Source organism: Anaerolineae bacterium (genome assembly GCA_035529315.1).
Lineage (GTDB): Bacteria > Desulfobacterota > Desulfobacteria > Desulfobacterales > ETH-SRB1 > Desulfaltia.
Genome location: DATKWZ010000039.1, coordinates 1 through 23,697, shown reverse-complemented (window position 1 = coordinate 23,697; position 23,697 = coordinate 1). Strand labels below are relative to the sequence as shown.

Annotated in this window: 40 protein-coding genes and 1 riboswitch; of the genes, 2 read left to right on the top strand and 38 right to left on the bottom strand. The window is 41.2% G+C overall.

Translation table 11 applies throughout. From position 1 onward, the window contains the following. Positions 1–82: 82 nt before the first annotated feature. The 7 genes from cobI to cobO form a co-directional block, all read right to left on the bottom strand. Positions 83–820: a precorrin-2 C(20)-methyltransferase gene (gene cobI / locus VMW78_07625; GenBank protein ID HUV50870.1), complete on the bottom strand. Its 738-nt coding sequence runs from the start codon at positions 818–820 to the stop codon at positions 83–85. A 10-nt stretch (positions 821–830) separates the two neighbouring features. After that, positions 831–1,448 (bottom strand): precorrin-8X methylmutase, encoded by a 618-nt coding sequence (locus VMW78_07620; GenBank protein HUV50869.1) that lies wholly within the window; start codon positions 1,446–1,448, stop codon positions 831–833. Between the two features lie 152 nt (positions 1,449–1,600). Beyond that, positions 1,601–2,611, bottom strand: a complete 1,011-nt coding sequence (locus VMW78_07615) for an ABC transporter substrate-binding protein (GenBank protein HUV50868.1) — start codon at positions 2,609–2,611, stop codon at positions 1,601–1,603. A gap of 3 nt (positions 2,612–2,614) precedes the next feature. Next, positions 2,615–3,388: an ABC transporter ATP-binding protein gene (locus tag VMW78_07610; protein HUV50867.1), complete on the bottom strand. Its 774-nt coding sequence runs from the start codon at positions 3,386–3,388 to the stop codon at positions 2,615–2,617. A 2-nt stretch (positions 3,389–3,390) separates the two neighbouring features. After that, positions 3,391–4,479: an iron ABC transporter permease gene (locus VMW78_07605; GenBank protein HUV50866.1), complete on the bottom strand. Its 1,089-nt coding sequence runs from the start codon at positions 4,477–4,479 to the stop codon at positions 3,391–3,393. Between the two features lie 37 nt (positions 4,480–4,516). After that, a complete protein-coding gene (locus VMW78_07600) occupies positions 4,517–5,491 on the bottom strand; it encodes a sirohydrochlorin cobaltochelatase (GenBank protein ID HUV50865.1) in 975 nt (324 codons plus the stop codon). Positions 5,492–5,548: 57 nt separating this feature from the next. Further along, positions 5,549–6,064 carry a cob(I)yrinic acid a,c-diamide adenosyltransferase gene (gene cobO / locus VMW78_07595; GenBank protein ID HUV50864.1) on the bottom strand — a complete coding sequence of 172 codons (516 nt, stop codon included), beginning with the start codon at positions 6,062–6,064 and terminating at the stop codon, positions 5,549–5,551. A gap of 231 nt (positions 6,065–6,295) precedes the next feature. Next, positions 6,296–6,505: riboswitch (cobalamin riboswitch) on the bottom strand. A 343-nt stretch (positions 6,506–6,848) separates the two neighbouring features. Between cobO and VMW78_07590 the strand changes: the two genes are divergently transcribed. Then, positions 6,849–7,271 (top strand): hypothetical protein, encoded by a 423-nt coding sequence (locus VMW78_07590; protein ID HUV50863.1) that lies wholly within the window; start codon positions 6,849–6,851, stop codon positions 7,269–7,271. Between the two features lie 3 nt (positions 7,272–7,274). Then, the gene (locus VMW78_07585) at positions 7,275–8,285 is read left to right on the top strand and encodes a ribonuclease Z (GenBank protein HUV50862.1); all 1,011 of its coding nucleotides are present in this window, start codon (positions 7,275–7,277) and stop codon (positions 8,283–8,285) included. Positions 8,286–8,337: 52 nt separating this feature from the next. Here VMW78_07585 and rplQ read toward each other — a convergent pair whose 3' ends face one another. From rplQ to tuf, 31 genes are all read right to left on the bottom strand, one after another. Continuing rightward, entirely contained in the window at positions 8,338–8,871 is a 534-nt protein-coding gene (rplQ, locus tag VMW78_07580) for a 50S ribosomal protein L17 (GenBank protein ID HUV50861.1), read from the bottom strand. A gap of 10 nt (positions 8,872–8,881) precedes the next feature. Continuing rightward, positions 8,882–9,886 carry a DNA-directed RNA polymerase subunit alpha gene (locus VMW78_07575; GenBank protein HUV50860.1) on the bottom strand — a complete coding sequence of 335 codons (1,005 nt, stop codon included), beginning with the start codon at positions 9,884–9,886 and terminating at the stop codon, positions 8,882–8,884. Positions 9,887–9,952: 66 nt separating this feature from the next. Then, positions 9,953–10,582: a 30S ribosomal protein S4 gene (rpsD, locus tag VMW78_07570; protein HUV50859.1), complete on the bottom strand. Its 630-nt coding sequence runs from the start codon at positions 10,580–10,582 to the stop codon at positions 9,953–9,955. A 12-nt stretch (positions 10,583–10,594) separates the two neighbouring features. Continuing rightward, the gene (gene rpsK / locus VMW78_07565) at positions 10,595–10,981 is read right to left on the bottom strand and encodes a 30S ribosomal protein S11 (protein HUV50858.1); all 387 of its coding nucleotides are present in this window, start codon (positions 10,979–10,981) and stop codon (positions 10,595–10,597) included. Positions 10,982–11,030: 49 nt separating this feature from the next. Further along, entirely contained in the window at positions 11,031–11,414 is a 384-nt protein-coding gene (gene rpsM, locus VMW78_07560; GenBank protein ID HUV50857.1) for a 30S ribosomal protein S13, read from the bottom strand. Between the two features lie 13 nt (positions 11,415–11,427). After that, positions 11,428–11,541 (bottom strand): 50S ribosomal protein L36, encoded by a 114-nt coding sequence (rpmJ, locus tag VMW78_07555; GenBank protein ID HUV50856.1) that lies wholly within the window; start codon positions 11,539–11,541, stop codon positions 11,428–11,430. Between the two features lie 88 nt (positions 11,542–11,629). Continuing rightward, positions 11,630–11,848, bottom strand: coding sequence for a translation initiation factor IF-1 (gene infA / locus VMW78_07550; protein HUV50855.1), 219 nt, complete (start codon positions 11,846–11,848; stop codon positions 11,630–11,632). Beyond that, positions 11,820–12,608: a type I methionyl aminopeptidase gene (map, locus tag VMW78_07545; protein HUV50854.1), complete on the bottom strand. Its 789-nt coding sequence runs from the start codon at positions 12,606–12,608 to the stop codon at positions 11,820–11,822. Before map ends, infA begins: the two co-directional genes overlap by 29 nt. A gap of 9 nt (positions 12,609–12,617) precedes the next feature. Continuing rightward, on the bottom strand, positions 12,618–13,934 hold the full coding sequence (gene secY / locus VMW78_07540) for a preprotein translocase subunit SecY (protein ID HUV50853.1): 1,317 nt from the start codon (positions 13,932–13,934) through the stop codon (positions 12,618–12,620). Next, on the bottom strand, positions 13,934–14,377 hold the full coding sequence (gene rplO / locus VMW78_07535) for a 50S ribosomal protein L15 (GenBank protein ID HUV50852.1): 444 nt from the start codon (positions 14,375–14,377) through the stop codon (positions 13,934–13,936). Before rplO ends, secY begins: the two co-directional genes overlap by 1 nt. Then, on the bottom strand, positions 14,364–14,561 hold the full coding sequence (gene rpmD / locus VMW78_07530; GenBank protein HUV50851.1) for a 50S ribosomal protein L30: 198 nt from the start codon (positions 14,559–14,561) through the stop codon (positions 14,364–14,366). The genes rplO and rpmD overlap by 14 nt, the downstream gene beginning before the upstream one ends. A gap of 16 nt (positions 14,562–14,577) precedes the next feature. After that, a complete protein-coding gene (gene rpsE / locus VMW78_07525; GenBank protein ID HUV50850.1) occupies positions 14,578–15,072 on the bottom strand; it encodes a 30S ribosomal protein S5 in 495 nt (164 codons plus the stop codon). Between the two features lie 33 nt (positions 15,073–15,105). Continuing rightward, positions 15,106–15,483, bottom strand: coding sequence for a 50S ribosomal protein L18 (rplR, locus tag VMW78_07520; GenBank protein ID HUV50849.1), 378 nt, complete (start codon positions 15,481–15,483; stop codon positions 15,106–15,108). A gap of 165 nt (positions 15,484–15,648) precedes the next feature. Further along, the gene (gene rplF / locus VMW78_07515; GenBank protein ID HUV50848.1) at positions 15,649–16,188 is read right to left on the bottom strand and encodes a 50S ribosomal protein L6; all 540 of its coding nucleotides are present in this window, start codon (positions 16,186–16,188) and stop codon (positions 15,649–15,651) included. Between the two features lie 15 nt (positions 16,189–16,203). Further along, positions 16,204–16,602, bottom strand: coding sequence for a 30S ribosomal protein S8 (gene rpsH, locus VMW78_07510; protein HUV50847.1), 399 nt, complete (start codon positions 16,600–16,602; stop codon positions 16,204–16,206). A gap of 173 nt (positions 16,603–16,775) precedes the next feature. Continuing rightward, positions 16,776–16,961 carry a type Z 30S ribosomal protein S14 gene (locus VMW78_07505; protein ID HUV50846.1) on the bottom strand — a complete coding sequence of 62 codons (186 nt, stop codon included), beginning with the start codon at positions 16,959–16,961 and terminating at the stop codon, positions 16,776–16,778. 21 nt (positions 16,962–16,982) lie between these two features. Next, positions 16,983–17,522 (bottom strand): 50S ribosomal protein L5, encoded by a 540-nt coding sequence (gene rplE, locus VMW78_07500; protein ID HUV50845.1) that lies wholly within the window; start codon positions 17,520–17,522, stop codon positions 16,983–16,985. 19 nt (positions 17,523–17,541) lie between these two features. After that, positions 17,542–17,871, bottom strand: coding sequence for a 50S ribosomal protein L24 (rplX, locus tag VMW78_07495; GenBank protein ID HUV50844.1), 330 nt, complete (start codon positions 17,869–17,871; stop codon positions 17,542–17,544). A gap of 95 nt (positions 17,872–17,966) precedes the next feature. Then, positions 17,967–18,335 (bottom strand): 50S ribosomal protein L14, encoded by a 369-nt coding sequence (rplN, locus tag VMW78_07490; GenBank protein HUV50843.1) that lies wholly within the window; start codon positions 18,333–18,335, stop codon positions 17,967–17,969. Between the two features lie 18 nt (positions 18,336–18,353). Then, on the bottom strand, positions 18,354–18,611 hold the full coding sequence (rpsQ, locus tag VMW78_07485; GenBank protein HUV50842.1) for a 30S ribosomal protein S17: 258 nt from the start codon (positions 18,609–18,611) through the stop codon (positions 18,354–18,356). Positions 18,612–18,637: 26 nt separating this feature from the next. Next, the gene (gene rpmC / locus VMW78_07480) at positions 18,638–18,820 is read right to left on the bottom strand and encodes a 50S ribosomal protein L29 (protein HUV50841.1); all 183 of its coding nucleotides are present in this window, start codon (positions 18,818–18,820) and stop codon (positions 18,638–18,640) included. Beyond that, on the bottom strand, positions 18,820–19,233 hold the full coding sequence (rplP, locus tag VMW78_07475; GenBank protein ID HUV50840.1) for a 50S ribosomal protein L16: 414 nt from the start codon (positions 19,231–19,233) through the stop codon (positions 18,820–18,822). The genes rpmC and rplP overlap by 1 nt, the downstream gene beginning before the upstream one ends. Before the next feature lie 154 nt (positions 19,234–19,387). Beyond that, entirely contained in the window at positions 19,388–20,050 is a 663-nt protein-coding gene (rpsC, locus tag VMW78_07470) for a 30S ribosomal protein S3 (protein HUV50839.1), read from the bottom strand. Positions 20,051–20,066: 16 nt separating this feature from the next. Beyond that, positions 20,067–20,414 carry a 50S ribosomal protein L22 gene (gene rplV, locus VMW78_07465; protein ID HUV50838.1) on the bottom strand — a complete coding sequence of 116 codons (348 nt, stop codon included), beginning with the start codon at positions 20,412–20,414 and terminating at the stop codon, positions 20,067–20,069. A 46-nt stretch (positions 20,415–20,460) separates the two neighbouring features. Further along, positions 20,461–20,742: a 30S ribosomal protein S19 gene (gene rpsS, locus VMW78_07460; protein HUV50837.1), complete on the bottom strand. Its 282-nt coding sequence runs from the start codon at positions 20,740–20,742 to the stop codon at positions 20,461–20,463. Positions 20,743–20,768: 26 nt separating this feature from the next. Further along, on the bottom strand, positions 20,769–21,596 hold the full coding sequence (gene rplB / locus VMW78_07455) for a 50S ribosomal protein L2 (protein HUV50836.1): 828 nt from the start codon (positions 21,594–21,596) through the stop codon (positions 20,769–20,771). A 24-nt stretch (positions 21,597–21,620) separates the two neighbouring features. After that, positions 21,621–21,908, bottom strand: coding sequence for a 50S ribosomal protein L23 (locus tag VMW78_07450; GenBank protein ID HUV50835.1), 288 nt, complete (start codon positions 21,906–21,908; stop codon positions 21,621–21,623). Further along, a complete protein-coding gene (rplD, locus tag VMW78_07445) occupies positions 21,905–22,528 on the bottom strand; it encodes a 50S ribosomal protein L4 (protein ID HUV50834.1) in 624 nt (207 codons plus the stop codon). The genes VMW78_07450 and rplD overlap by 4 nt, the downstream gene beginning before the upstream one ends. Before the next feature lie 56 nt (positions 22,529–22,584). Then, complete coding sequence (gene rplC / locus VMW78_07440; GenBank protein ID HUV50833.1) at positions 22,585–23,217, bottom strand: 50S ribosomal protein L3; 633 nt, start codon at positions 23,215–23,217, stop codon at positions 22,585–22,587. Between the two features lie 20 nt (positions 23,218–23,237). Next, positions 23,238–23,546 (bottom strand): 30S ribosomal protein S10, encoded by a 309-nt coding sequence (gene rpsJ / locus VMW78_07435; GenBank protein ID HUV50832.1) that lies wholly within the window; start codon positions 23,544–23,546, stop codon positions 23,238–23,240. Positions 23,547–23,556: 10 nt separating this feature from the next. Then, the coding region (gene tuf / locus VMW78_07430) for an elongation factor Tu (protein HUV50831.1) at positions 23,557–23,697 on the bottom strand (141 nt) is incomplete at its 5' end.

Here is a 23,697-nt window from a genome sequence, read left to right as displayed (position 1 = left end):
TAAATTATCAGTTATATATATTCCAAAAATCAGTATTAGAGCAGAAATCGTCAAAGAGACAGTTAGAGACCAAAATTTTGGTTTAGCTTTTTGTTGAGTCATTTTTTTTCTGTTTTGCAATAATAAGTGTCCAGTAATTCGCCTGTCTTTTACTAAGCTCTTTGATATCTGTTACAATTTCTTCTTCAGGATGCCCGCAGTTTAATACTCCCACGCTGTAATTATATAACCCGGATTCATTAAGCGCAGAATCTATATCCTTAATATTTCGGTATGCTTTGAGAAAAACAACAGATTCCGGCTTGACTGAAAGCTCCCGCAAATGGTCCCCACCTCTGGCTCCGGAAACAATTAGAAGTGATTCTTCCCCTTCTACCAGCGGAACATTCAGACAGGAAGCCGCTGCCTGGTATGAAGTTATACCTGGTATGGTTTTTATATTCACGTGGGAAGCTGTTTTTCTGATATGTTTTAATATATAACCATAAGTGGAATAGGTCATACAATCTCCTAAACTTAGAAAAGCAACATCTTTCCCGAGTTCAAGCTCTTTTATAATTGTCATGGCATTATCTTTACATGCCCTTTCAGTCTCTTTTTTATTTATGGTCATTGGAAAAGAGAGCTTTTTCACTAAAGTTGTTTCAGGAATATGAGGTCCGGCGATGCTCACCGCCAGACTGTAACTGTTTTTTGTAGATGCTGCCGCAAAAACCACATCCACCTTATTTAATATTTTAGAAGCCTTTATTGTGATAAGTTCCGGATCACCCGGCCCGACTCCTATGCCGTACAAGGTTCCTGTTTTTATTTTGTTCATTATATCCTCGTCAATTATTTAATAAAGCCAGTTTTGCCAATGCATTTACCACGCTTGCGGCAATGTTTGAACCGCCCTTTCTTCCAATATTAGAAATATAGGGATAGCCCATTTCGATGAGATTAGCTTTTGATTCCGCAGCGTTTACAAACCCCACCGGAAGCCCTATAATCAGAGCCGGTTTTGCCTTTTTTTCTTTCACGAGTTCAATAAGCCGCAAAAGGGCTGTGGGAGCATTTCCAATCACATAAATGCCATCTTCCATGTCCGGTATGGCTGCGTCAACTGCTGCTTTCGCCTTGGTAGTTCCGGTTTTTGATGCGATCCGACATACTTTTGGATCGGTTATAAAACATTTTACCGTAACCTTGAAACAGCTTATATCGCTTTTACGGATTCCTGCTTTCCCCATGTTGGTATCCGTGATAATATTTTTTCCGTTTTTTATAGCCTCCAGCCCCCTGGCTATGGCATGTTTATGAAAGCAAACAGATTTCATATATTCAAAATCAGCAGATGTATGTATCATCCTTCGCACAACAGACCACTGGTCAGGTGGAAAGTTATGCCTGCCAGCCTCATCATCAATTATCTTAAAACTTAATTCTTCAATTTCTTCCGGTTTCATGTAAAAGTCACCTATCATTGAACCGCAAAAGCGAGCGCATTCCTCGCTGCTTGCGGCGGGGTTAGCGAGCGAATCCAAAAATAGCAAACATCCTTACGGTCGAAGATTCCCCGCTGCTTGCGGCGGGGAATCTTCAATATTGAGTGTTGAGGCTACCGATATTCTGAACCCTGAACCCTGAACCTTGAACCTTGAACCCCATTCAATACATCTTCACTGAAAATATCAGGATAAAGGATTTTGCCGATCCCATATATTCCTTTAAGAAGCCTTAAAGTCGGTCGCGATACAATCATCTCATCGATAATATATATTTTATTTTCCTTTATCGCCTTTATTGCTTTAAAGCCCGGTTCTTTTTTAATAAGAGATATTACAGGGCGGTTCATAGCGCCTGATTGTGCAAGATAAACATCTATTTCACAAGCTTTAGACAATATGCGCTCCTTTCCGTAAGCAGCTATATTTGTGCCTCTTACCGATTTTGCATCATTGGCGATGTTTACCCCCCCTGCTGTTTCAAGCGCAAAGATTGTCATTGAATCCGGCGAAAAAGTCTTCATTTTGCTGTTTATAGCCTCAAAATAGACCTTTTTTTTTCTTGCGACAGTCTTTGTTAATGATTTAAAAACAGATATACTTTCCTTAAAACCCCTGATCATCTCTGACGCTTCTTCCTGCTTTCCTGTAAGAATGCCAAGCGCCATCCAGTAATTGAACAAATCATCAATTGTACCGGGCTGTAAAGATACAACCGTAATACCGCTTTTTTCAAGCCTTGCCACAAGGTCAGGATATCCGCGATCAATCATTGGTCTTATCAAAACCAGATCAGGATCGGCTGCTAAAAATTTTTCAGGGTCATCATGATATGAGAAAACAGCCTTTTTCATAGCTTCAGGAGGAAAAACTTCATGTCTGGAAACCCCGATTATCTCTTTATTCAGCCCCAATGCAAAGAGATTTTCAGTATGTGCGCCGTAAAGAGAAATAATGCGCGAGAACCTCTTTTCAACCAAGATCCTCCTGCTGTTTTGATCAACTACAATCCTTTCACCTGCAGCACCAAAAGATTTTGTATGGTCATGAGCATAAACTCCGGAAGGCAAACAAAATAAAATAATAGTCAGTATTTTTATATAGTTAAAATATGAAACAATCATGGTTTATTTTTTAAAAACAACCTGCATGGAATCGGAATAGGGTTCAAAATATACCTTTGCATCTACATTAAAAACAGATTGAAGCGTATCCCTGTTTAAAATTTCATCGGTATTTCCATGGGCAACAATACTCCCCTGTTTTATAAATAACAGATAGTCGCAGTAGATCGCCGCAAGATTAATATCCTGCAGCACTGCGATCACGGTCCTTTTCTCTTTACTAACCCTTTGTGCTGCAATATTGAGAAGGTTTAAGGAATAATTAACATCCAGGTTTGAGGTCGCCTCATCTAAAATCAGAACCGGCGTGTCCTGGGCAAGCGCCCTGACAAAAACTATCCGCTGCCTCTCTCCTGAGCTGAGTTCCGTAATAAAGCGATCCTTGAATTTATAAATTCCGGTTTTTTCCATAATGTCATATACAACCTTGTAATCATCCTGAGACGGAGCAGAAAACCTGGGAACATATGGATATCGCCCCATCATAACAATTTCTTCAACTGTAAACGGAAAGTTTATATAAAAATTCTGAGGTACCAGAGCTATTTCCATTGATAATTCTTTTTTTGAATATAAAGAAAGATCCTTCCCTTTATAAGTAATGTTTCCGGACACAGGTTTCTTGTGTTTTGTAATAAGATCGACAAAGGTGGTCTTTCCACAACCATTTGGTCCTATTATTCCGTAAAATTTCCCGGTTTTGATCTCGATAGTAAGGTCGTCTATTACCCTTCTCTCTTTATAAAAAAACGACAGATTTTTAATTTGAATTGCCATGTTCAACTATCTGCCTCTGCCACCTGCCGTTTTCGAAAAATATAGCAGAAAAAAGGGCCGCCTATCAATGCCGTGAGCACACCTATTGGTATTTCGCTGGGAAGGATGGCCCTGGTTACGGTATCGGCGCACAACAACAGTATGGCTCCGGCCAGCATTGAAACCGGAATCAGTTTTCGGTTATCCGGACCGGTTAAAAACCTCACCATATGAGGAACCAGAAGCCCTACAAATCCTATAATTCCCGATACGGATACACAGATAGCAGTTATCAGTGATGCAGTAACAAGAAGAATAAGGGTCAACCTTCCGGTGTCCACGCCCAGGGAAGAAGCTGTTCTATTGCCGAGAGACATTAAATTAAGATCTCTTGCATAAAAAATAATGATTAAAAACCCGAGACACAGAAATGAAGATGTCATAAAAACATCCGCCCATGTCCTTGAAGCAAAACTTCCCATAAGCCAGAAAATAATTATTGAAACCTGCTCGTCAGCCACATACTTTAAAAAACTTATTCCAGCCGACAAAATAGCGGCAACTATTATTCCGGAGAGGATCAGGTTGTTGGATGATAAACCTCCGCTGCCGGATGAAAGATAGATAACGAAAAACAAGGTTCCGGCAGCGCCTGTGAAAGCAAAAACAGGTACACAGCAGGCGCCCAGTCCAATTTGATCAAAAAGTACTATATTAAATAAAAATGCCAGAGAAGCTCCGAAGGCTGCGCCTGCAGATACCCCCAGTGTGTATGGATCAGCCAGAGGATTAAGCAGGATGCCTTGAAAAACAGCCCCTGATACTGCAAGTCCGCCTCCTACGACTGCGGCTGTTAATATGCGTGGCAAACGCACATCCATCACAACTACAGGGAAAATTTCATCCATTCCTTTAAGAAGACTTGCCTGCCCGGATATTTTAGCAAAAATAATTTTCACCACATCAATAAAGGAAAGATGGATGTATCCCATGCACGCGGAAATCACAATTAACCCGCACAAAACCATGCTCAATAGCAATATCTGGGTCATGATTGCCTCTTGAAGCCTGTTTTTGAAGCTGTATGGTTTTTCCTGTATTTTTATTGTCATCTTATAGTGTTAGCCTGTATATCAACAACGCCTTAATCTACAACCCGATTTGATTGTCTAAAGCTACATCTTTTATGTGCTGAATAAAGATCTTCGCGACCTCAGGGTTTTCACCCATCCCCTGAATCACCGGGATGACTTTGATTCCCTTTGACTCGATGATAGTCTTCCATGAATCATCTTCATCTCCGGCCATGTCATTTCTCGCATGGTCACCCGCAACAATCATTAAAGGCATTAATACAACCTTTCTTATCCCATCTTTAACCAATTCCGAAACAACATATTCAGGGGATGGGAACCCCTCAACCACACCTGTGTATATGGAAATATCCGGGTACATTTTTCTTAAAGTTTCCTGAAATTCCATGTATGCTCCGGTAGATAAATATTTGTTCCCGTGTCCCATGTAAACCAGGGCCGCATTATTTTTTTCAGCCAGAGCCATATCACGGCTGACCGCTTTTGCGGCGGTTTTCAGATCCTCATGATAGGGATATTTTTCTCCTTTTTTTCCAAGCAGCGGCCTTCCCAGAACTAGCTTTTTAAAAGGCTTATGCCTGGTTCTGATCGCGAAGATAGCATCCAGACCATCCACACACGATTTCAAATCAAGATACTCTTCACCTTCAAAAACATGAGTAGGCTGCACAATGATCGTATCATATCCCTCATCCTGCAGGTCGGCTATTGTCGCAAGGGGCCCTTTAATATACAGAATTTCTCTGGGGATATCTTTATTTTTCTCCAGGAATTCCCTGTCATTCTGCCTTTCATGCCAGATATCCCTGATAATGTAAGAGGTAAAGGCCATCTTCACCGTTATATCGGGAAAGGCTTTTTGAACCTGGTTTTGAGTATTTGTAATCGCTGCCAGCGCAGCAGGATAACTTGTGCCGAATTGGGCCAGAACAATAGCCTTTTTATCCTTCTTCGGCCCCATGGCAAAAGAAGAAACAACCAATGTCAGAGACAAAACAAACAAAACAACAATCAAATTCAACCTCTTCATAATTATATCCTTCTTGGTTTTAATGGTTATTTACGACTCACATAATTGGATATTATGTTATCTTTCAATCCCATCCCTTGCCGGCACGCCATTCTGATAGTAATGCTTAATTTCCTTCATCTCCGTCACCAGATCAGCCTTTTCAATAATCCGCGGGTCTGCCGTCCTTCCGGTAATAACCAGTTCAACATCTTCCGGCTTTGCCTGGATAAAGTCCAGTAGATCCTCTACGGAAAAAAGATTATAACAGGTGGCAATATTGGCCTCATCAAGAATAATCATCTGATACTTGCCGGAGCACATAATCTCTTTGACCTCTTTGAGCCCTTCCCGGGCGGCTTGAATATCTTCTTTCTCCGGTTCTCTAAAAATGAAGCGGTCCCTGCCGTATTGTTTTATTGTAACAAACTCCGACAGCTTTGCCAGGCTGTTGAGCTCACTGCACTTCATCCCCTTGACGAACTGGGCGATATATACTTTCAAGCCGGCGCCGGCTGCACGCAGGGCAAGTCCGAAAGCCGCGGTTGTTTTGCCCTTACCATTGCCCGTGTAAACCTGGATGTATCCCTTCATCACTTCCTCCAAACAATTTATAAAAAAAATCCCCGAACCGATATTAAATCGATCCGGGGATATCCCTTTTTTCCTTTGGATCTACCATGGCCTGTTTTCCGTCCTCGAAAATAAAGCCCATATAGACTTTCAGATAAATAATTTCACTGAGTTGTCAGTCAAAATCCTCGGCGACGTACAACTCAGCACGACTTACTCGGATTTTTCCTTTTAGCCTTGTGAAATAATTGCCTGAAAGACTGTAGCTTAGGCAGGTCTTCTGACTCCCCCGCCTTTTTAGCGACCTTCCCATTCCACACAACGTGAACAGTGGTTTAAAGCAAATGCTAAAAAGGTTCCCTTTTCGAAAAAAAGGGCGGAGTTACAGCGGCGGGCCCGTCCCTGATTTACACAGGGTTCCCTATTAAACTCAACATGAGCACCTAAACTATATTTTATCTTTTTAAATTATTTATATTATAGAATCAAGGATTTTTGTAATATTTTAACCTTATGTAACAAATTATCTGCAATCAAACTTTAAGTGTGATTATCTTATATTCTATATTCAACCCCACTAAAATTCTGATTTTATCAATAGACTCAAAGAATTTGCATGATTGATGAAAGCTGCCTTGCAAAAATCCCCTTTGAGAGATTAGCCGCTGATTATAGGGAATGCAGCGCAACATAGAAGTTGGACTTTTTACAAACTTGTTAAACATTTTCCTTGCAATCGGCCGATGTTGCCATTATCATGCCAAATAAAAATGGCAAACTGAGACCACATAAAAAGGATTAATCAATGGCTAAAATATTCCGGCCAAGCAGCCGCGAAACTACCATCTTATCAAAGATAGAATCATCAAAGGAATTTGAGCGCAGAAAGGCAATAAGAAGTGTAAAAGACTGTGCTGAACCTCTTTCCAATGCAATTGCGACAAAACTTATTGAAAAGAATCTCGTTGAAACCACCAATAAAAATGCCCTCGAAGAACAGATAGTGCAATGTCTCAATAAGTTAACCAGATCTGAAGATTTTGATGTTGACTTTCAGATAGCGCCATTCAGACACATCACACGGGATCCTAATATTGTAAGCATTTATACTACAGCCTTTGTTATAGAACAGCTTTTAAAGCACAAGGATGTGGTTGATGTTTTCGGTTCCGACGAAGATATATATATCTGTATAAACAGTCAGGTTGCAAAATTTCTTTCCCGATAAACAATGCACTCATTATTTCATCCCAGGCTAATAAATGGCCCGTTTGAGGACCCCGGCCTTTTTATACCCCTTTTTTTTGAGAAACGTGCAGTAATTTTCGATCTGGGCGATATTTATTCTCTTTCAGCAAAGGATCTTCTCAAAATTAGTCATGTTTTTATATCTCATACCCATATGGATCATTTTGTGGGCTTTGACAGGCTGCTGCGCCTGTTTCTGGGACGTGAAAAAAAACTTTACATGTACGGCCCCAAAGGCTTTTTAAAAAATGTTGGGGGGAAACTTGCAGGATATTCATGGAACCTTGTAGAAAACTTCAACAATCGATTCTCTCTGCATATTACCGAAGTACATGCCGACCAGCTTATAACCAGAGAGTACCGGTGTAAAAATAGATTTACAGCTTCTGGAAAGGCTGTAAAACAACCGTTTAACGGTATCCTATTCAAAGAACCTGCGCTGACCTTCTCTGCAGTAGTGCTTAATCATAAAATTCCGTGCCTTGGGTTTACAATTAAGGAAAGGTTTCACGTTAATATAATAAAAGAAAGGCTAATCGATCTCGGGCTTGAAATCGGCCCATGGCTTAAAGAATTTAAACAGGCGCTCTTTAATCGTCAAGATCCTGATTCAAAATTTGAGGTTAAATCGGGGCGGGAAAATATAAGAAAAAAGGAATTTATATTAGGGGATCTTACAAATCGGATTGCAATAATAACTCCCGGCCAGAAAATTACCTATATTACCGATATGTTATATTGCAAACCCAATATTGAAAAAGCGGTGGAATTTGCGAAAGATACGGACCACCTTTTTATTGAAGCTGCTTTTCTCGAAAAAGACAAAGATATTGCCAAAAAAAAATTTCATCTCACAGCCGGGAATGCCGGAATGATAGCGGGCATGGCCAAGGTAAAACAATTCACGCTTTTCCATTTTTCACCAAGGTACTCAGGCATGGAAGACCTTTTTCAGAAAGAAGCACTGGCTGCTTATAAAAGGATTAAGGATTAAAGGGATAAGGATTATCTGCATACAAACCTCTAATCCTTAATCCTTTAATCCTTTAATCCTCTTTTTTTTCTACGCTTTCTTCCGGTTTATCTAATTGGGCTTTTTTATCAACAGCCTGTTTTTTCTCTACCGTTTTCTTCTCTTCTGCTCCAGCCACCTTTTTGTCCTTGGTTTTCTTCTCTTCTGCTCCGGCCACCTTTTTGTCCTTGGTTTTCTTCTCTTTGCTCTTTTCAACGCCTACAAGTTCAATTATAGACACAGGAGCGGCATCTCCGGAACGTCTTCCCATCTTAATAATTCTGGTATAGCCTCCAGATATAGAGCCGAATCGCTCAGCAGCTTCATCAAACAGTTTATGAACAATATTCGTTTCTCTTATAATCGAAAGAGCCTGACGTCTGGCATGTAAATCTCCACGTTTGGCCAGAGTAATCAAATGGTCTGACCATTGCCTCAAGCCCTTTGCCTTAACATCTGTAGTGAGGATTCGCTCATGCTTAAAAAGCGAGGTGACCATATTTCTAAACATGGCATTCCTGTGACTGCTTGTTCTGTTTAATTTTAAACCAGCCTTTCGATGTCTCATAGGGTCCCCTTTACTCCTCTTCCTCTGCGTCTTCCTCAGGAGCCACAAATCCATTAAGCTTCATCCCAAGAGAAAGGCTCATTTCATTTAAAACTTCCTTAATCTCATTTAACGACTTTCTTCCAAAGTTTTTGGTTTTAAGCATCTCTCCCTCGGTCTTAACAACCAGCTGATATATCTTATGTATTCCGGCATTTTTAAGGCAATTGGCACTTCTAACGGAAAGCTCAAGCTCTTCAACACTTCTATAAAGATTTTCATTAAACTGAGATATTTGTATTTCTTCCGATTTTTTCCCCTGCTCCGGTTCAAGCTCCTCGTCAAAATTTATAAAGACTTCCATTTGCTCTTTTAATATTTTGGATGCATATGCAACAGCGTCTTCCGGGAGAACGCTTCCATCGGTCCATACCTCTAATGTCAGCTTGTCATAGTCGGTCCTCTGGCCAACACGGGCATTACCTACAATATAGTTTACCCGTTTAATAGGTGAAAATATAGAATCTATAGGTATTGTGCCTGTTGGCGCATTTTCATCCTTATTTGCTTCAGACAAGGCATATCCCTTGCCGACCTTAACAATCATGGTCATTTTTAACTTTGCTTTTTTAGAAAGCGTTGCAATATGCAACTCCGGATTAAGAACCTCACACCTTCCGTCATCGCTGATAATATCGCCGGCCTTGACTTCGCCCTCTTCTTCAGCATCAATACGTATTGTTTTCGGTTCAGCATCAGCAAGTTTTAAGCGCACACCTTTTAAGTTAAGAATAATTTCGGATACATCTTCAAGTACACCTGGAATAGCACTAAACTCATGCATAACATCATCGAATTTGACAGATACAATAGCCACGCCATATAAGGAAGAAAGTATTATACGCCTTAAAGAATTCCCGATCGTTATTCCAAATCCTCTTTCCAGAGGTTCACAAACAAACTTGCCGTATGAAGGCATGCTGGTGGTCACCTGCACCTTCTCCGGCCTTATCATTTCTCGCCAGTTCATAAACATTAGTTCATTTAATGACATTGTTATAACTCCAATTTTTGAGAGCTTTGAATCCGCTCGTTTTGTCTGTTACTTGGAATAAAGTTCAACTACAAGCTGCTCCTGCATAGGCATAGTAAGGTCTTCACGCACCGGAAATGCCCTTACCGTTCCTTTCATCTCTTCCTTTTCCAGGTCAAGCCATTGAGGAACGCCTCTACGAACCACAGCATCCAGTGAATTAACTATTGCCTGCATTTTATGGCTTTTTTCCCGGGTTTTAATTACATCGCCAATTTTTAGAAAGAATGATGGTATATTAACCTTTTTATCATTAACTAGAAAATGATTATGTCTTACAAAGTGACGACCCTGAGAGCGTGAGTTCACAAAACCCAAGCGATAAACAACATTATCAAACCGGCGTTCCAGTAATGTAAGCAGATTTATGCCTGTAATGCCTTTTTGTCGCTCAGCCTTTTCAAAAAACAGGTGGAATTGTTTTTCAGAAAGACCATACATGCGTTTTATCTTTTGCTTTTCACGAAGCTGTATACCATAGTCTGAGCTTTTTCTTCCACGACGCTGACCATGCTGACCAGGCGGATAACTACGTCGATCAAAAGCACACTTATCAGAATAGCATCGATCCCCTTTAAGAAATAACTTTAAATTTTCGCGACGGCAAAGCCGACAAACCGAACCCGTAAATCGTGCCAAATTATCCTCCTTTTATATCCTGCGCCTTTTCGGCGGTCGACAGCCATTATGTGGAATAGGAGTAACATCTCTTATCATAACGACATTAAATCCAGCTGTCTGCAATGACCTAAGCGCCGATTCACGACCAGCCCCAGGACCCTTGACATATACCTCCACAGTCTTCATTCCCTGTTCCATCGCCTTTTTAACAGCATCTTCCGCTGCCATTTGTGCGGCAAACGGGGTGCTCTTTCGAGAGCCCTTAAATCCATGGACTCCGGAGCTTGACCAGGCCACAACATTACCGGCTGGATCTGTTATGGTAACAATTGTATTATTAAAAGTAGACTGGATATGCACCACTCCATTTGGAATATTTTTCTTTTCTTTCCTTTTTGCACCGATTCTTTTTGCCATTTATAACATCCCTGTAATTATGAGTTATTAAGAACTTTATATCTAAGCATTACTTCTTTGTGGCTGCACCTTTCTTTTTAACCGCCGATCTTCTCGGCCCCTTGCGGGTACGTGCATTCGTGCTTGTCCTCTGCCCTCGCACAGGAAGCGATTTGCGATGGCGAAGTCCGCGATATGATCCAAAATCCATCAATCGTTTAATATTCATCGAAACTTCTGTACGAAGCTCACCCTCTACCTTGACTTCGCTGTCAATAACTTTACGAATATCATTGATATCGGATTCTGATAGTTGATCCGTCTTAATATCATAACTAATGCCAAGTTTATCCAGTATACGCCTTGATGTGGTTCTGCCAATACCGTAAATATATGTTAAACCAATCTCAATTCGTTTATCCCTGGGTAGGTCTACGCCCGCAATTCTTGCCAAACCGACTCCTCCTCTATCCTTGCCTTTGTTTGTGCCGTTTATTTTCGCAGATTACTCTTACAACCCTTTTTCTACGGACTATTTTACACTTGCTGCACATTTTCTTCACTGATGCTCTGACCTTCATATTATACTCCTTTTATCTTAAAGCCAAATAAGAGCCTTTTCTAAAACACCCTCTTTTGCCCAATTAGCGTTAAAATGCCTGTGTCCGACTATTTTGCTCTGTAAGTTATTCGGCCACGAGTAATGTCATATGGTGAAAGTTCAACAGTAACCTTGTCACCGGGCAAAATTTTGATAAAATGCATGCGCATTTTTCCGGAAATATGCGCCAGCACCTGGTGCTTATTCTCTAATTCGACTTTAAACATCGCATTAGGCAGCGTCTCCAGCACTTTCCCCTCAACCTTTATGGCCTCTTCTTTTGGCATGTCTTAACCCCTTGTCAATTTCACTTAAGATAACCGGACCGTCTTCCGTAATTGCAATCGTATGCTCAAAATGAGCCGACAAGCAGCCGTCTTTTGTTACAGCAGTCCATCCATCTTCAAGTATTTCAATATCATAACCTTTTTCATTAACCATAGGCTCTATGGCAAAAGTCATACCTGCTTTTAAGCGGATCCCCATTCCGGGTTCTCCAAAATTGGGTATCTGAGGTTCTTCATGTAGTTTGTTGCCAATACCATGACCGACAAATTTACGAACAACCGAAAAACCTGCAGCCTCCACATGCGATTGAACTGCATGTGAAATATCTGAAAGCCTGCCACCTGGAACCGCTTTTTCAATTCCTTTGTAAAGAGACTCTTCTGTAACCCGGGCAAGCCGTCTGGAAGAATCCGACACCTTTCCAACACCCACGGTTATAGCAGCATCACCGTAATACCCATCAACAACGACACCAAAATCAAGGCTTATTATATCCCCTTCGCAAAGCGGTTTTTGGGAAGGAAATCCATGGACAACCACATTATTTACTGAAGCACATATTGAATATGGGAACCCTCTATATCCTTTAAAGGCCGGGATTGCGTTTCTCTCCCGAGTTAATCTTTCCGAAAGATCGTTTAAATAAAGTGTATTAACTCCCGGCCTGACCTCTGATTCAAGCGCGGAAAGAATTTCCGCAACAATTTGATTACTTAAGTATATCTTTTCAATTTCCTCGGGTGATTTTAAAATCACCATATCATCACCTTAGAGCCGCCCCTTCATCTTTGCCCCGCCCTTTTTTAAAAACCCTTCATAATGGCGGGATAGCATATGAGATTCCATTTGCGAAATAGTATCAATCGCAACTCCAACAACTATTAGAAGAGCAGTGCCTCCAAAGTAAAAAGGAACATTAAACTTAGATATCAAAATCGATGGAAGTACACATACTGCGGAAACATATATTGCACCTCCCAAAGTAATCCGCGTCAAAACCCTGTCAATATGATCCGCCGTGCGCTTGCCCGGACGGATGCCCGGAATATAACCACCCTGTTTTTTCATATTATCGGCGACATCAACAGGATTAAAGGTAACGGCAGTGTAAAAGTAACAGAAAAAGAATATAAAGCTTACAAACAACAATTCATACGCAACATTACCCGGCCTGATTGAAGAAGCAATGCTCTGTATCCACGGAATTGCTATAAAACTGGCTATAGTGGCAGGGAACATGATAATTGAAGAAGCAAAAATAGGCGGTATTACACCTGAACTATTAATTTTAAGAGGAAGGTGTGTGCTTTGACCGCCATACATCTTCCTGCCGACGACCCTTTTGGCATATTGAACCGGTATTCGACGCTGTCCCTGCTCAACAAATATAATGAATCCAACAACAAGTATCATCAACACGAGCAGTATTACTATGGCAAATACTCCCATTTCCCCTGTTGAAAGAAGGCGGAACGAATTCCCCATCGCACTTGGGATATTGGCTACAATACCTGCAAATATTATAAGAGAAATACCATTGCCGATACCACGCTCTGTAATCTGTTCGCCCAGCCACATAATAAATGCCGTCCCGGCTGTCAGAGTTATAATCGTTATAAGCCTGAACGCCCAGCCTGGGTGTATAACTACCGGAGCACCGGCCGGCGAACTCATACTTTCAAGACCGACGCTGATGCCAAGGCCCTGTATAATGCTTAATATAACAGTACCGTATCTTGTATACTGTGTAATCTTCTTACGGCCATGTTCACCCTCTTTTTTTAACCGCTCAAGATGCGGTATTGCCACGGTCAACAACTGCAGGATAATGGATGCGCTGATATACGGCATTATCCCAAGGGCAAAAACCGACAGCCTTTCTAAGGCTCCGCCGGAAAACATATTAAAAATCCCAAATATAGTCCCTTCAACCTTTGCAAAAAATGAAGCAAGCGCGACTCCGTCTATACCCGGAGTTGGAACATGAACACCGATACGGTAAACAATCAAAAGGGCCAGTGTATAAAGGATCCTTTTCTTTAGTTCGGGTATTTTGAATACATTCTGGAAACCACCACCAACCATTATTTTAGGACCTCTATCTTCCCGCCGATAGCTTCGATTTTATCTCTGGCCCCTTTGCTTATATCGTTAACTCTGATTATTAGAGGATATTTTATATCGCCCTGGCCCAGAAGCTTAATCCCATCATTCCTGCCTTTAATAAGTCCGCAACCAATAAGGGCCGCTTCATCCACTACACTGCCGGTTTCAAATCTTGATAGATCACGTATATTAACTGTAGCAATATTTTTTCTAAAAATATTTATAAAACCACGCTTTGGTAAACGTCGATGAATAGGCATCTGACCACCTTCAAAACCGGGCCTCACTCCTCCTCCAGAACGACTGTTCTGTCCCTTTGTTCCTCTTCCAGCTGTTTTCCCGGTTCCTGATCCAACACCACGCCCCAAACGCTTTCGTGGCTTCCGTGAACCCTTTGGTGGCGACAATTCATTTAGCTTCATTGATCTTATCCTCAGCTTTCACCAGATGCGATACCTTGTTGATCATTCCACGGACCGAAGGCATATCTTTAAGCTCAACGGTTTTATTGAGTTTTGTCAGCCCCATTCCACGCAAAACTCTGCGGTGCTTTTCCGGTCTTCCAATCATGCTCTTAACAAGAGTTACTTTCAATATGCCAGCCATTTACCGTTCCTTAAGATTACAGGTCTTGCACACTTATGCCGCGCCTTGAAGCCACCTGCTCACGGCTTTGAAGCTGTTTAAGCCCGGCAATAGTAGCTTTAACCAGATTATGAGGGTTGTTTGACCCCAAACACTTTGTCAGAATATTTTGAACTCCTACGGCCTCAAGCACAGCCCTGACAGCGCCGCCCGCAATGACTCCGGTACCCATGGAAGCAGGCTTTAATAAAACCCTTCCCGCGCCAAATTTACCGATAATTTCGTAGGGGATTGTGCTGTTAACCAAAGACACTTTGGTCATGCTCCTTTTTGCCTTTTCTACCCCTTTACGAATCGCTTCAGGGACCTCTCCTGCTTTTCCCAATCCAGCCCCGACACTTCCCTTACCGTCACCAACTACGACTATAGCGCTAAAACTGAACCTTCGGCCACCTTTGACGACTTTTGCAACACGGTTAATATGAACTACCTTGTCAATTAATTGATTCTCGCCTGTATCCTGTTTAATCAAGGAATCTGCCCCCTCTATTCTTCATAAAATTGGCTAAAAATTCAAACCAGCTTCACGCGCACCCTCAGAAACAGCCTTAACCCGCCCGTGAAACAGAAAACCATTTCTGTCAAACACCACGCTCTTAATCCCTTTCTCAACAGCACGCTCTGCTACAAGTTTCCCAACATAGGTTGCCGTAATAATTTTCCCTTTACTTGATTCAGCCGCGGAATGCTCTTTTACTTCCTTTTCAACAGTTGATGCGGCAGCAATGGTATGTCCGGTTGTATCATCGATTATCTGCGCATAAATATGCTTGGCACTTCGAAACACACTCAATCTCGGTCGCTGCGTAGAACCAGACAAATTCTTTCTGATCCTTTTCTTTCTCTTTAAACGAGCCTGCTTTTTTATATTTAACGAACCCATTTTTTTATATCCTTACCATTACCATTGAAGTACTGTCTGAACAAAAGTCAAAACAATAAAACACAAAATCCGAAAAAACATCCGATAAATTTAGGGATTGCGAATTTAGGGATTGAAGGTATTCTATTGATTTTAATTCTTAAATTCCTTAATCCCTCAATATGTTTATTTAGTTCCTGTCTTTCCGGCTTTCCTCTGAATTCGTTCCTCTGCATATTTGATACCCTTGCCTTTATATGGCTCAGGAGGTCTTAACCGTCTAATTGCCGCAGAAACAAGACCAAGCTTCTCTTTGTCAATACCGAAAAGTTTAATAACATTATTTTTTTCAATTAATGCTGAAATACCATCAGGCAGATCAAAATTAATTGGATGCGAATATCCAAGATTTAAAACAATTGAATTACCCTGCATTGCAGCACGATACCCAATGCCGTTAATTTCCAGCCTGCGTTCAAAGCCCTCGCTCACCCCGCTGACCATATTAGCTATAAGACTGCGCGTAAGACCATGTAAAGATCGGCTGATCCTGTCATTCTTTTCGACACTTACACTTACAGATCCTTTATCTATCTTCAGGTTCACGAGAGGATCTATCGTCATTTCAAGTGTGCCGTTTTTACCCTGTACAGTAACCACCCTGTTTTTAAATAATATTTTTGTATTATCAGGTATCGGAATCAGTTTTTTACCTACTCGAGACATTTATACCCCTTCCATCTACCATACATTGCAGAGAATTTCTCCTCCAAGCTTTTCATGCCTGGCTGCTTTGTCTGTCATTATTCCCCTGGATGTGGATAAAATAGCTATGCCCATACCGTTTAATACAGGCTTAACATTTTTACTCTTAACATAAACCCGTCTGCCCGGCTTGCTGACACGTTCAATCCCAACAATCACATTTGATTGACCCTGAGCGCGTTTAAGGTATACACGCAAAACACCTTGCTTGGAATCCTTAACAAATTTATAGTTTCTGATAAATCCTTCATTCTTTAGGACCATGGCCAACTCTGTTTTTAGCTTTGACCCTGGGATATCAACACTATTGAATTTTGCCTTTTCAGCATTCCTGATTCGGGTCAGCATATCAGCGACTGGATCACTCATTGACATCTTCTTCTTCTCCGTAACATACCATTTTTATATTATATTAGATGATTCGTAATAGTTCAGCCACAAAGGCACTAACACACCTGGTTAACTACTCGACTACTCCACTATTTACATGTCTTTGTATCTTGGTCGCTGAACTGTTGCATCAAACTTAAGTTATATATACTACCAGCCTACCAGCTGGATTTAGTTACTCCCGGAAGCATACCAATTGAAGCAAGATTTCGAAAACATATACGACAAATCCCAAATTTCCTCAAAAATGCCCTCGGCCTGCCGCAAATCGGGCACCTGTTGTATGCCCTTACCTTGAACGTAGGTTCTTTAAGTGCCTTAATTCTAAGAGCCTTTTTTGCCAATTCATCCTCCTTGTTTAAAAATCAATCTCTAAACGGCATGCCTAAAAGTTTAAGAAGCTCTTTCCCCTCTTCATCAGTCTGCGCCGTGGTAACGATGGTTATATTAAGGCCTTTGATCTTATCGATTTTATCGTAATCTATCTCCGGAAAAATGATATGTTCCTTTATCCCCAAAGTATAGTTCCCCTTCCCATCAAACGCCTTTCCTGAAAGACCTCTAAAGTCACGGACACGAGGGAGGGCAATATTTACCAGCTTACAATAAAAATCGTACATATGTTTGCGACGAAGCGTCACCATACAGCCAATCGGCATCCCTTCCCTTAGCTTGAATGCTGCAATCGATTTTTTAGCGCGGGTTACAACCGGACGTTGCCCTGTGATCAGATTAAGTTCTTTTGCAGAAGAATCAATCAGTTTAATATTATGAATCGCTTCTCCAAGACCTAAATTCAACACAATTTTGCTGATCTTAGGAACCTGCATTATGCTTTTGTATTTAAATCTTTCGATTAATCCCGGAACGACATTTTTTTCATAAAAAAGTTTTAACTGCGACATTATTATCTCCGACATGATCTTAAGAATCTATTATCTCATTACATTTCATGCAAACACGAATCTTTTTCCCATCCTCGAGACTCTTAATCTTGATACGTACCGGCGACATGCACTTGCCGCACATCAACATGACATTAGAACGGCTTAATGGAGCCTCACTCTCAACAATCCCTCCCTGCCGGTTCTGAGCGCTGGGCTTTACATGCCTTTTTACAAGATTCGCTTTCTCTACAAGAACCCGTTTATCCTTTTTGATTATCTTAAGGATCTTTCCGATCTTGCCGTTATCCTTGCCGGCAATAATTTTAACCTTATCGCCCTTCTTTATAAGACATTTATTTCTTATCATAAGCCGTTTCTCATATAATTCCTAATTTAGGAATTTGGGAATTGAATGTATTCTATTGATTTTAATCCCTCAATCCCTCAATCCCTTAATTCATTTTATAAAACCTCTGGAGCCAGAGAAATGATTTTCATAAACTTTTTAGCTCTTAGCTCTCTTGCAACAGGACCAAAAATACGTGTGCCTACAGGCTCCATATTCGCATTAATTAACACAGCTGAATTGTTATCAAATCTGATATATGATCCATCCGGCCTTCTGATTTCTTTTTTAGTTCGAACCACGACAGCCTTTAATACATCCCCTTTTTTAACTTTTGCATTAGGGATTGCTTCCTTCACACTTACAACAATTATATCGCCAATACTTGCATACCGTCTTCTGGAACCTCCAAGAACCTTTATGCAATACAATATCTTAGCTCCCGAATTGTCCGCTGCTGTTAATCTCGTCTCTGTCTGAATCATTTTTGCGAATTCCCTTAATTATACAACTTTCTCAAGAATCTTGCTTACGCGCCATTTTTTTGTCCTGCTGATCGGCCTTGACTCTGTTATTAACACCTTATCACCAATCTGGCATTCATTACCTTCATCGTGAGATGAAAACCTGGAGCATCTCTTTATATACTTATGATAAAGTGGATATTTAATCATTCTCTCAACCTGGACAATTACGGTCTTATCCATCTTGTTGCTCACAACAGTCCCGGCCACCTGTCTTTTATTACCTCTTTTTTTCATTGTATCCATGTTTATCTATATTTTCCTCAAGCTTCCTTTATTATGGTTTTAATCCTTGCAATATCACATTTGGTCTGCTTCATCTTTTTAGGATTTTCGAGCTGACCTATTTCATGCTGAAAATACAGATTAAACAACTCCTCTTTAAGGTCAACCAGTTTCCGTTGTCTCTCTTCAAGACTCAGCCCTCTAATCTCAGCTGCTTTCATTATATGTTGCTCCTTTCCACAAACTTTGTCTTTACCGAAAGCTTGTGTGAAGCAAGTCGGAACGCCTCCTTAGCCATATCCTTCGGGACGCCTTGCATTTCGTAAAGAATTCTTCCCGGACGAACTATTGCATTCCAACCTTCAGGAGCGCCCTTTCCCTTTCCCATTCTTACCTCAGCCGGTTTTTTTGTAAATGGCTTATCGGGAAATATCCTTATCCACATCTTGCCGCCCCTTTTTACATGCCGTGTCATGGCGATTCGGGCAGCCTCAATCTGTTTTGCGCTGATTGCGCCGCATTCTATTGCCTGCAATCCAAATTCACCAAAATCCAAATTGCAACCACGTGTGGCTAAGCCCCTCATTCTACCCCTTTGCTGTTTTCTAAATTTGACCTTCTTTGGACTCAGCATAACTTATTTCTCCTAAATACTAATAACCAATGGTTTCGCAAAAAAAACAATAAACCAATTTTATGTAAGATAAAGGGTGTTAACTGCCTGAGAAGTCAAATAATTGATTTAACCTAATGCCTAATACTTAACACCTGGAATATGATAAATCCATCTATTGACTTTTAATCAGGTCCTTCTTCAAAATTTCGCCTTTAAAAATAAAGACCTTTACGCCAATAAGTCCATATGATGTATTAGCCTCAATAAAACCGTAATCAATATCTGCTCTTAAGGTATGTAACGGCACACGGCCTTCTCTGTACCATTCGGTTCTGGCCATCTCGGCCCCGCCCAGACGCCCGGAACAGATAATTTTCACACCTTTGGCGCCAAACCTCATAGCCGATGAAACCGCGCGCTTCATGGCACGTCTAAATGCAACCCTTCTCTCAATCTGGAGAGCGACATTCTCGGCAAGAAGCTGGGCATCGATCTCCGGTTTTCTTACCTCCTGAATATCTATAAGGATTTCCTTCGGTATTCTATTTTGGCCAAGCATATTTTCAATACTTTTCTTAAGCAGGGCTATTTCAGATCCTTTTTTTCCAATAACAACGCCTGGTCGGGAGGTATAGATTCGGAGTTTTGCACGCTCGGATGACCTTTCGATTTCAATCCTGCTTATCCCTGCATGATAAAGCTTCTTTTTAATAAACTTTCTGATATTATAATCTTCCAGAATATAATTGGAGTAATTCTTTCCAGCATACCACTTTGATTCCCAGGTTTTAACGATCCCCAACCTCAGTCCTATCGGGTTTACTTTCTGGCCCAAGCTTTTACCTCCTCTTTTACGCTAACTCTTCAGCTAAAATAACAGTAATATGTGCGGTCCTTTTCAATATTCTTGTGCCTCTGCCACGTGCTCTTGCTTGAAAACGTTTCAAAGTGGAACCCTGATCTGCAATTATATTGCGAATAACGAGCGAATCTACATCAATATCCGGATTTTGATCGGCGTTTGCTACGGCGCTTCGGATAATTTTTCCAATTATATTCGCCGCCTTTTGCGGCATAAATTGAAGAATATCCAGACCAGCCTTAACCGGCTTTCCCTTGACGGCTTCAATCAACTTCCGAACCTTCTGTGAAGAAATGCGTACATATTTTAATACAGCTTTTACCTCTCTTACAGCCATTACCCTCTCTCCACGAACCTAAATCTATTAATAAAAATCAGACAATTTATTTTTTTAATTTTGATCTCTTATCTCCGGCATGACCATAAAAAAGCCGTGTTGGAGAAAACTCTCCCAGTTTATGCCCTACCATGTTCTCTGATATAAAAACAGGAATAAATTTTCTTCCATTATGAACTGCCAGAGTAATACTAACCATCTCCGGAATAATCGTCGAACGCCTTGACCATGTTTTAATAACTCTGGTGCTTCGAGTCTCCTGAGCTACCATTACCTTGTTTAATAATTTGGGGTCAACATACGGACCTTTTTTTAAAGAGCGTGGCATAATTTCTCCTGGCGTTTCAACCTGTTTTATTTACTTGAACGTTTTTTTACAATATATCGATTACTTTTCTTTTTATTACGAGTCTTATAACCCTTTGCAGGCATGCCCCATGGGCTACATGGATGCCGTCCTCCTGATGATCTCCCCTCACCGCCTCCCATTGGATGATCAACAGGATTCATAGCAACTCCCCGCACCTTTGGTCGTCTTCCAAGCCAACGATTGCGGCCTGCTTTGCCAAGAGAGATATTTTCATGAACAACATTGCCCAGTCGCCCTATAGTTGCTTTGCATTTCAAAAGAACCATCCGAACTTCGCCTGATGGAAGTTTTATCAGGGCATATTTATCTTCCTTTGCCATTAACTGCGCAAATGTTCCGGCACTTCTTACGATCTGGCCGCCTTTCCCCAAACGCAGTTCAATGTTATGAACATGAGTGCCGAGCGGAATATTTATCAATTGGAGAGTATTGCCTGGTTTAATATCAGCCTTTGGTCCAGACATAACAGTATCGCCGACTGAAAGATCGAGCGGCGCCAGAATATACCGTTTTTCACCATCTGCATAATGCAGAAGAGCAATCCTTGCGCTGCGGTTAGGATCATATTCTATTGTTGCCACCCTTGCAGGTATTTCCATCTTATCGCGTTTAAAGTCAATAATTCTGTAATGCCTGATGTGCCCGCCTCCGCGGTGTCTGCATGTAATACGTCCATTTGCATTACGCCCGCCTGAATGCTTGAGCGGCTTAAGCAGACTTTTTTCAGGTGTCGTAGTGGTAATCTCGTCAAATGTTGAATATACCTGCGCTCGTCGTCCAGGAGATGTTGGTTTTACTTTCTTAACCGCCATTATAAGCCTCACTTATCAAGTTGTCTAAGCCCCTTCAAAAAAATCAATACGTTCACCAGGCATCAATGTCACAATCGCCTTCTTCCAGTCCCTGCGTTTCCCAACAATCCGACCTTTTTTTTTGACTTTCCCTTTAACCTGCATTGTCCGGACATCGCTTACCTTGACATTGAATATTTTTTCAATTGCCCTTCTGATCTCAATCCTGTTCGCACTTCGACCCACCTCAAATGAGAACTGGTGAAAACTCTCTTTTTGAATATTGGTTTTTTCCGTATCTAAAGGACGTTTAACAATATCATACTGGATCATTCAAGCAGCCTCCTTTCAATAACCTTTATAGAGGCCTCATCCAGGATTAAATTCTTGTATTTGAGAATGTCATATACGTTCAACCCCTCGACTCTTAATACCTTCACACCAGGCACGTTCCTTGAGGAAAGTTCCAGATTCTCATTCTTTTTATCAGTTACAATCAATGCCTTTTTCACATTTAATCTGTTTAAAACCTCTATGAATTCCCTTGTTTTAATCTTCTCAAGCTCAAACCTGTCAAGTACTACCATGACATTCACCTGGAATTTACTGCTTAAAGCCATTTTAAGAGCAAGCTTTCTAACCTTTTTGGGAACACTGTAATAATATGATTTAGGGTCTGGACCGAAAATAACGCCTCCACCTCTAAGCAAGGGAGATGTGATATCTCCGCTACGCGCCTTTCCTGTGCCTTTCTGACGAAAAAGCTTCCTTCCACTGCCCTTAACGTCGCTACGACGTTTTACAGATGCTGATCCTGCACGCCTGCGTGCCAGCTGCATTGTCACAACTTCATGCAAAATACTTGCTTTCAAGGGCACGTTAAATATGCTGTCTGCAAGATCCATCTGCGAAACCTTTTCACCATTTATATTTTGAACATCAACAACAGCCATATCTCTCTTGTTTCCTCCTGCAGCCTTTCTGCTGCGAGACCTTTGCAAAACGCCCTTTATTTTACAAATTTCAGTTTCTTTATTGAAACTAATCCAGATCTAAAACCCGGCACAGCTCCCTTTACAAATATAAGATTCTGATCAGGCCTTATGTCAGCTATCTCCAAGTTCTTGATTGTATTTTGTTCATTTCCGTAGTGACCAGGCATTTTTCTCCCCTTAATAACCCTTGAAGGCCATGCACTATTTCCAATAGAACCGGTAACCCTGTGACTGTGACTTCCATGGGTTTCACCTCCACCATGGAATCCATGCCTCTTTATAACGCCCGAGAAACCTCTTCCTTTGGAATTGGCGGTAACATCAATCCGTTCGCCCACCTTAAACATATCCGGCCCCAATGTCTGGCCAGGTTTGTAATCTCCTGGATTATCCACAGAAAATTCACGAAGCACCTTAAAACAACCATCTCCACTTTTTTTGAGATGCCCTTTGATAGGCTTGTTTGTGCGAGATTTCTTTTTTTCGCCAAAACCCAATTGAATAGCATTGTATCCGTCAGTAGCAACCGTCTTAACCTGGGTTACAACACACGGGCCAACCCGCAATACCGTTACCGGGAAGTATTTGCCTTCAAGAGAAAAAAGGCCTGTCATTCCTAATTTTTTGCCTATTAATCCTTTACACATGGTTCCCGCTGTCACCTCTGCTATAATTTTATCTCCACATCAACTCCGGGAGAAAGATCCAGTTTCATTAAAGCATCCACTGTCTGCTGGGTTGGCTCAAGAATATCTAAAAGCCGTTTATGTGTTCTAATTTCAAACTGTTCTCGAGATTTCTTGTCTATATGGGGAGAACGCAACACACAATATTTGTTGATGCTTGTCGGTAGCGGGATAGGTCCAACTACCTTTGCTCCTGTTTTATTAGCAGTATCAACAATATCTAATGTCGACTGATCCAGAAGTTTATTGTCATATGCCTTGAGTCTAATTCTTATTTTTGAGCTCATCATCTATTTCTCTTTATTCAATTATTTCACTTACCACTCCGGCGCCGACAGTCCGACCGCCTTCCCTTATCGCAAACCTCAACTCCTTCTCCATAGCTATCGGCGTTATCAAATCAGCCGTAATGGTTACATTGTCTCCAGGCATAACCATCTC

What these genes read in the sequence shown, in the direction of transcription:
- rpsH (HUV50847.1), bottom strand. Translation starts at nt 16,602, where the DNA reads ATGTCAATGAGTGATCCAGTCGCTGATATGCTGACCCGAATCAGGAAT.
- VMW78_07450 (HUV50835.1), bottom strand. Translation starts at nt 21,908, where the DNA reads ATGATCCAGTATGATATTGTTAAACGTCCTTTAGATACGGAAAAAACC.
- cobO (HUV50864.1), bottom strand. Translation starts at nt 6,064, where the DNA reads ATGAAGGGATACATCCAGGTTTACACGGGCAATGGTAAGGGCAAAACA.
- rpsJ (HUV50832.1), bottom strand. Translation starts at nt 23,546, where the DNA reads ATGATGAGCTCAAAAATAAGAATTAGACTCAAGGCATATGACAATAAA.
- infA (HUV50855.1), bottom strand. Translation starts at nt 11,848, where the DNA reads ATGCCAAAAGAAGAGGCCATAAAGGTTGAGGGGAAAGTGCTGGAGACG.
- rplR (HUV50849.1), bottom strand. Translation starts at nt 15,483, where the DNA reads ATGGGTTCGTTAAATATAAAAAAGCAGGCTCGTTTAAAGAGAAAGAAA.
- rpsQ (HUV50842.1), bottom strand. Translation starts at nt 18,611, where the DNA reads ATGAAAAAAAGAGGTAATAAAAGACAGGTGGCCGGGACTGTTGTGAGC.
- cobI (HUV50870.1), bottom strand. Translation starts at nt 820, where the DNA reads ATGAACAAAATAAAAACAGGAACCTTGTACGGCATAGGAGTCGGGCCG.
- rplN (HUV50843.1), bottom strand. Translation starts at nt 18,335, where the DNA reads ATGATTCAGACAGAGACGAGATTAACAGCAGCGGACAATTCGGGAGCT.
- map (HUV50854.1), bottom strand. Translation starts at nt 12,608, where the DNA reads ATGGTGATTTTAAAATCACCCGAGGAAATTGAAAAGATATACTTAAGT.
- rplB (HUV50836.1), bottom strand. Translation starts at nt 21,596, where the DNA reads ATGGCGGTTAAGAAAGTAAAACCAACATCTCCTGGACGACGAGCGCAG.
- rplO (HUV50852.1), bottom strand. Translation starts at nt 14,377, where the DNA reads ATGAAGCTAAATGAATTGTCGCCACCAAAGGGTTCACGGAAGCCACGA.
- VMW78_07585 (HUV50862.1), top strand. Translation starts at nt 7,275, where the DNA reads ATGCACTCATTATTTCATCCCAGGCTAATAAATGGCCCGTTTGAGGAC.
- rpsK (HUV50858.1), bottom strand. Translation starts at nt 10,981, where the DNA reads ATGGCAAAAAGAATCGGTGCAAAAAGGAAAGAAAAGAAAAATATTCCA.
- VMW78_07600 (HUV50865.1), bottom strand. Translation starts at nt 5,491, where the DNA reads ATGAAGAGGTTGAATTTGATTGTTGTTTTGTTTGTTTTGTCTCTGACA.
- rplE (HUV50845.1), bottom strand. Translation starts at nt 17,522, where the DNA reads ATGTCGCAGTTAAAACTTTTTTATGAAAAAAATGTCGTTCCGGGATTA.
- rplQ (HUV50861.1), bottom strand. Translation starts at nt 8,871, where the DNA reads ATGAGACATCGAAAGGCTGGTTTAAAATTAAACAGAACAAGCAGTCAC.
- rplX (HUV50844.1), bottom strand. Translation starts at nt 17,871, where the DNA reads ATGATAAGAAATAAATGTCTTATAAAGAAGGGCGATAAGGTTAAAATT.
- secY (HUV50853.1), bottom strand. Translation starts at nt 13,934, where the DNA reads ATGGTTGGTGGTGGTTTCCAGAATGTATTCAAAATACCCGAACTAAAG.
- VMW78_07590 (HUV50863.1), top strand. Translation starts at nt 6,849, where the DNA reads ATGGCTAAAATATTCCGGCCAAGCAGCCGCGAAACTACCATCTTATCA.
- VMW78_07615 (HUV50868.1), bottom strand. Translation starts at nt 2,611, where the DNA reads ATGATTGTTTCATATTTTAACTATATAAAAATACTGACTATTATTTTA.
- rplC (HUV50833.1), bottom strand. Translation starts at nt 23,217, where the DNA reads ATGTGTAAAGGATTAATAGGCAAAAAATTAGGAATGACAGGCCTTTTT.
- rpmD (HUV50851.1), bottom strand. Translation starts at nt 14,561, where the DNA reads ATGGCTGGCATATTGAAAGTAACTCTTGTTAAGAGCATGATTGGAAGA.
- rpsS (HUV50837.1), bottom strand. Translation starts at nt 20,742, where the DNA reads ATGCCACGCTCTTTAAAAAAAGGTCCGTATGTTGACCCCAAATTATTA.
- rpmJ (HUV50856.1), bottom strand. Translation starts at nt 11,541, where the DNA reads ATGAAGGTCAGAGCATCAGTGAAGAAAATGTGCAGCAAGTGTAAAATA.
- rplP (HUV50840.1), bottom strand. Translation starts at nt 19,233, where the DNA reads ATGCTGAGTCCAAAGAAGGTCAAATTTAGAAAACAGCAAAGGGGTAGA.
- VMW78_07575 (HUV50860.1), bottom strand. Translation starts at nt 9,886, where the DNA reads ATGTTTATGAACTGGCGAGAAATGATAAGGCCGGAGAAGGTGCAGGTG.
- VMW78_07605 (HUV50866.1), bottom strand. Translation starts at nt 4,479, where the DNA reads ATGACAATAAAAATACAGGAAAAACCATACAGCTTCAAAAACAGGCTT.
- rplD (HUV50834.1), bottom strand. Translation starts at nt 22,528, where the DNA reads ATGGCTGTTGTTGATGTTCAAAATATAAATGGTGAAAAGGTTTCGCAG.
- rplV (HUV50838.1), bottom strand. Translation starts at nt 20,414, where the DNA reads ATGGCTGTAAGAGAGGTAAAAGCTGTATTAAAATATGTACGCATTTCT.
- rplF (HUV50848.1), bottom strand. Translation starts at nt 16,188, where the DNA reads ATGTCTCGAGTAGGTAAAAAACTGATTCCGATACCTGATAATACAAAA.
- VMW78_07620 (HUV50869.1), bottom strand. Translation starts at nt 1,448, where the DNA reads ATGAAACCGGAAGAAATTGAAGAATTAAGTTTTAAGATAATTGATGAT.
- rpmC (HUV50841.1), bottom strand. Translation starts at nt 18,820, where the DNA reads ATGAAAGCAGCTGAGATTAGAGGGCTGAGTCTTGAAGAGAGACAACGG.
- VMW78_07610 (HUV50867.1), bottom strand. Translation starts at nt 3,388, where the DNA reads ATGGCAATTCAAATTAAAAATCTGTCGTTTTTTTATAAAGAGAGAAGG.